Origin of the sequence: Acidovorax sp. (assembly GCF_046339755.1) — a bacterium.
Lineage (GTDB): Bacteria > Pseudomonadota > Gammaproteobacteria > Burkholderiales > Burkholderiaceae_C > Acidovorax.
In genome coordinates this window covers 1-4,513 of sequence record NZ_JBKDTZ010000242.1, presented here as the reverse complement: position 1 = coordinate 4,513, position 4,513 = coordinate 1, and the positions used below count along the sequence as shown (strand labels likewise).

The following is a 4,513-nucleotide window of genomic DNA, read 5'->3' as shown; positions in this document are numbered from 1 at the left end:
ATTCTCCAGAGTTGGAGCCTCCTCTAAACCCGGGCCGATTCAGAAGGGGCTATCGACGCAACCCTGTTCGGGAAGAACAAGGATTTTGGGGCCTCGGGTACGGACACGCTTCAACAAAAACCGCTCTACCAACTGCAGGGTTCGCTGAACTGGCATCAAAGCCCGGGTACCTTGTTTGCAGTGGGCCTGTCACACACCTTTGGCGGCGTTCAGAAGGTAAACGGCGTGTCCTTGAACAACGAGATGGCCACCACCAAAATGTCCCTGACAGCATCGACTTTTGTCAGTCCCTCCCTACAAGTGTTAGTGTCTGTCGGTCGCGATTTGAAGGTCGACAACGGATTCAAGGAATCCAGTCGTCTGAACGTCAGGATGCTCAAGGTATTTTGATTCGGTGGCCTACAACCGGTCATCGGTCCGGTAGGACCGATGACCAAAGGTTGTCAGAACACCATTGGCGCATGCGTGGCAAAGCACCTTTCCAGTTACTCGCATTGCGAGCAGCAGGTGCGTGTTTCTTCCCTGCCATCGCATCGCTCGGCGCTTAACGCTTCCGTCTGGGCAAACCCTATGAACGCCGTTGCTGGGAAGTTGTAAATTGATTGGTTATTGATCCGAAACTTGAAATCTTTGCTGATTTCGGAGGGTCTTCCCTCTGGGTGTGAGTCTCTGATCTTCAAGAATTTAGGTTTCTCTTCAATAGTTTTCGGAGCTTGTTTCATGAACGCCTTGATCACGCCCGACGAAGTGCCGCGCTGGATCCCCGGCCGACTCACTCTGGATAGCACGCCCCTGGGGTGGGAAGAAACCGTTCTGAAGGGCTACCGCTACGACAGTCTCGATGTCGAAATACCCACGATGCGGGATTTCATGATCGTCGTCTATCGGGGTGGTGTGGCAGAAATGAGCCGGCGAAGCGGTGGTCCATGGCAGTCGGCAAGGGTCGAACCGGGCGTCGTTTCCATCTTGACCCGCGCAGAACAGTCTCGGTGGCGATGGGACAAGGCGATCGATGTGTCCCACCTATACCTTTCCCAAAGCGCCGTCGCGCGTGTTGCTGGTGAAGTCTTCGACAAAGACATCAGGGATGTGGAGATGCGGGACATGATCCGGGCCGAAGATCCGGTTTTGCCTGCCTTGACCACCTTGTTTGAGAACGAACTCAACTGCGGCATGTTGGGCGGCCAACTCTATGTGGACGCCTTGAAGGCTCAACTGTGCATTCACATGCTGCGCCAATACACCAAGGTTGTTTTTCGGGAATACCGCTCCTATGGCCGGCTGTCTCAGGCCCAGTGTCGGCTGGTGGTGCAGTACATAGAAGAACACCTTGACCAGAACATTTCACTGCAGGATCTGGCAGGACTGGCCCAGCTGAGCGTCTTCGCTTTCATACGTAAGTTTCGTGCCGAGTTTCAGTGTGCTCCACACGCCTATGTACTGGATCAACGAGTCAAACACGCTCAGCGACAACTGGCGCGTCCGGACGTTCCGCTCAAGGTGGTGGCCGCCAACTGCGGGTTCTCAGATCAGAGCCATATGACACGCGTTTTTCGACGGGTTCTGAATGTAACCCCTGCCGAGTTCAGGCGGTCTTGCGCCAGCCCTTGAGGCGCTTGGGCCCAGCATCACGACCAGCGGGAAGCCTTGTCGACGATGAAGTCGATAAACGTTCGCACGGCCTGAGTTTGGTACCGCCCCGGCATCCGCAGCAGGAAAAGCCGGGTGCCAAAAATGCTGAGGCGCCAGGAGTCGAGTGCGGTGACTACGCGCCCCATCTTCACGTCTTCCTGAACGACGTAACTGGGGACCAGGCCGATACCCAGTCCCGATAGAATGGCCTCGCGCAGGAACTGAAAGTTCTCCGACGCCAGCGTCGGGCTCAGCGTGACTTCCTGGCGCGCCTCATCTTTGTATGCCGACAGCCGCAGTTCCCGTCCGACCACCGACGATGTGATCAGTGGCACCTTCCGAAGGGCTTCCAAGTCCTCTGGCAAACCTTTTGTCCGGGCAAAGGCATCAGAGGCACATGCCACGTAGCGCACCTGTGCAAGTTCCCGCGCCACCAAGGCTTCTGGCGGGTCGGACATCACCCGGATGGCGACATCGACTTCGTCGCGCAGCAGGTCGTCCACACGGTTTTCAAACAGCAGTTCCAGACTGATCTCAGGGTACTGGCGTTTGAACTCCAGCAGCCAGCCGGTCATGACCAGTTGCCCGAAACCGGTGGGCACACTGACCCGGACCGCGCCGTGCAGACCGCGTCCCAGCGTGTCGATGGCTTCCTGGGCGGCGGTCAGTTCGTCGCGGATGGCGCGCCCGTGCCGGTAGAGCGTCTGGCCGATTTCGGTCGGTTCGATGCGCCGTGTGGTCCGGCGCACCAGTTGCACACCCACCGACTTCTCCAGTTGCTGCAGGTGGTAGCTGACGTTGGCGCGGCTGACTTTGAGCTTGCGCGCGGCACTGCTCAGGTTGCCAGCATCAAGGATGTCTACCAACAGCACAAGTCCGGTCAGGTCCATGGATCAACTGTCAAACGAATTTTGACACAGTGTTAAACATCGAACGGATTGTCAAGTCTATGTGCGAACAACACAATCCCCCGCACCCCTAAATGCCCGGTCTCGGGCACCACTTCTGAACTTCAAACCACATGGCACTCGACACAGAAACCTTTTCTTTGCTCAAGGACAGCGTGCAACGCTTCATTCGTGAGCGTCTGGTCCCCGCCGAAAACAGCGTGGAAGAGCACGACGACGTCCCCTCGGACATCGTCGACGACATGAAAGAGCTGGGCCTGTTCGGCCTATCGATTCCGGAGGAGTTCGGCGGCATCGGTCTGTCGATGGCGCAGGAATGCGAAGTGGCCTTTGAGCTGGGGCAGACAGCCTTGGCCTTCCGCTCAGTGGTGGGCACCAACATTGGCATCGGTTCACAGGGCATCCTGATGGACGGCACTCCGGAGCAGAAGACCGAATACCTGCCCCGCATCGCCAGCGGTGATCTGATCATCTCGTTCGCGCTGACCGAGCCCAACGCCGGGTCGGACGCTGCAGCCCTGCAGACCCGCGGTGTGCGCGATGGTGACGACTACCTGCTCAGTGGCAGCAAGCGCTACATCACCAACGCGCCACGCGCCGGTGCGTTCACGCTGATGGCGCGCACCGACGGACCGGGCGCCGGCGGCATCTCGGCGTTCATCGTCCCATCGGATCTGCCCGGCATCACCCTGGGCAAGCCGGACAAGAAGATGGGCCAGCGCGGTACCAAGACCTGTGACGTGAACCTGGACAACGTGCGGGTCCCGGCGGCCAACATCATCGGCAGCGTACCCGGCAAGGGCTTCAAGACGGCCATGAAGGTGTTGGACCGCGGGCGCCTGCACGTGTCGGCCTTGGCCTGCGGCATGGCACAACGCATCCTCAACGAATCGGTTGCCTATGCCCAGGAGCGCAAGCAGTTCGGTCAGCGTATCGGAGATTTCCAGCTGGTGCAGGCCATGCTGGCGGACAGCCAGGCCGAACTGCTGGCGGGGTGGTCCATGGTCAAGTCCGTGGCACAGCGCTACGACGCCAAGCCCTTTGGCGTGACCGATCCCGAGGTGAGCATGCAGGCCTCGTGTACCAAGCTCTTCACGACCGAGATGGTTGGCCGTGTGGCAGACCGAGGTGTGCAGATCCACGGTGGCGCGGGCTACATCAACGAATACAAGGTCGAACGCTTCTACCGCGACGTGCGCCTGCTGCGCCTGTACGAGGGCACGACACAGATCCAGCAGCTGATCATCGGCAAGCAGCTGATGCGGCGGGACTGATAGGCATTCCTTCTTTCTTTCAACTACCGGAGACACGCATGTCCAGACTGATCAAATCACACATGAGCCGTCGTCAGATTTTGTCTATGACAGCCATAACCATCGTGCTGCCGACTTGGGCCCAGTCTGGGTATCCGAGCAAGCCCATCACGATTTTGGTTCCCTTTCCAGCCGGCGGAACCACCGACATCCTCGGTCGCCTGGTAGGGCGTCATCTGGCCTCTCGTCTGGGTGGAACGGTGGTGGTAGAAAACAAACCCGGTGCCGGAGGCTCCGTCGGTTCGGCAATGGTTGCCAAGGCTGCAGGCGATGGCTACACGCTGTTGTTGGGCACGATCGGTACGCATTCCATCAACCAGTACCTGTACAAGAAGCTTGCCTACGATCCCTTCAAGGACTTCGCACCAATCAGTTTGATCGCAATGGTGCCGAACGTGTTGGTAGTCAATTCGTCGTCGCAGATCAAGACGGTCAAGGATCTGATCGCGGCGGCAAAGGCCGATCCTGGCAAGTTGACATATGCGTCGGCTGGCAACGGAACATCGATTCACTTGTGCGGAGCCATGTTTGAGCAAATGGCTCAGGTCTCTATGTCGCACGTACCCTACCGCGGAAGTGCGCCGGCGATCACTGATTTGATCGGCGGCCAGACCACCTGCATGTTTGACAATTTGCCGTCGGCCATGCCTCACATCAAAT

The 4,513-nt window shown here is 58.4% G+C and carries 4 protein-coding genes; 3 read left to right on the top strand and 1 reads right to left on the bottom strand.

Going from position 1 to position 4,513, the window contains the following annotated elements; genetic code table 11:
• Positions 1–720: 720 nt before the first annotated feature.
• The gene (locus ACK59X_RS21230) at positions 721–1,611 is read left to right on the top strand and encodes a helix-turn-helix domain-containing protein (protein WP_273424561.1); all 891 of its coding nucleotides are present in this window, start codon (positions 721–723) and stop codon (positions 1,609–1,611) included.
• 17 nt (positions 1,612–1,628) lie between these two features.
• On the opposite strand, the gene ACK59X_RS21225 is transcribed toward ACK59X_RS21230, so the two are convergent.
• Entirely contained in the window at positions 1,629–2,522 is an 894-nt protein-coding gene (locus ACK59X_RS21225; RefSeq protein ID WP_273424560.1) for a LysR family transcriptional regulator, read from the bottom strand.
• 131 nt (positions 2,523–2,653) lie between these two features.
• Between ACK59X_RS21225 and ACK59X_RS21220 the strand changes: the two genes are divergently transcribed.
• Together ACK59X_RS21220 and ACK59X_RS21215 are read left to right on the top strand one after the other, a co-directional pair.
• Complete coding sequence (locus ACK59X_RS21220; protein WP_409960367.1) at positions 2,654–3,814, top strand: acyl-CoA dehydrogenase family protein; 1,161 nt, start codon at positions 2,654–2,656, stop codon at positions 3,812–3,814.
• Between the two features lie 38 nt (positions 3,815–3,852).
• Positions 3,853–4,513, top strand: a 661-nt coding sequence (locus tag ACK59X_RS21215) for a Bug family tripartite tricarboxylate transporter substrate binding protein (RefSeq protein WP_409960366.1), incomplete at its 3' end; no start/stop codon positions are given.

Coding starts and splice junctions, on each gene's coding strand:
- ACK59X_RS21230 (WP_273424561.1), top strand. CDS start 721: ATGAACGCCTTGATCACGCCCGACGAAGTGCCGCGCTGGATCCCCGGC.
- ACK59X_RS21225 (WP_273424560.1), bottom strand. CDS start 2,522: ATGGACCTGACCGGACTTGTGCTGTTGGTAGACATCCTTGATGCTGGC.
- ACK59X_RS21220 (WP_409960367.1), top strand. CDS start 2,654: ATGGCACTCGACACAGAAACCTTTTCTTTGCTCAAGGACAGCGTGCAA.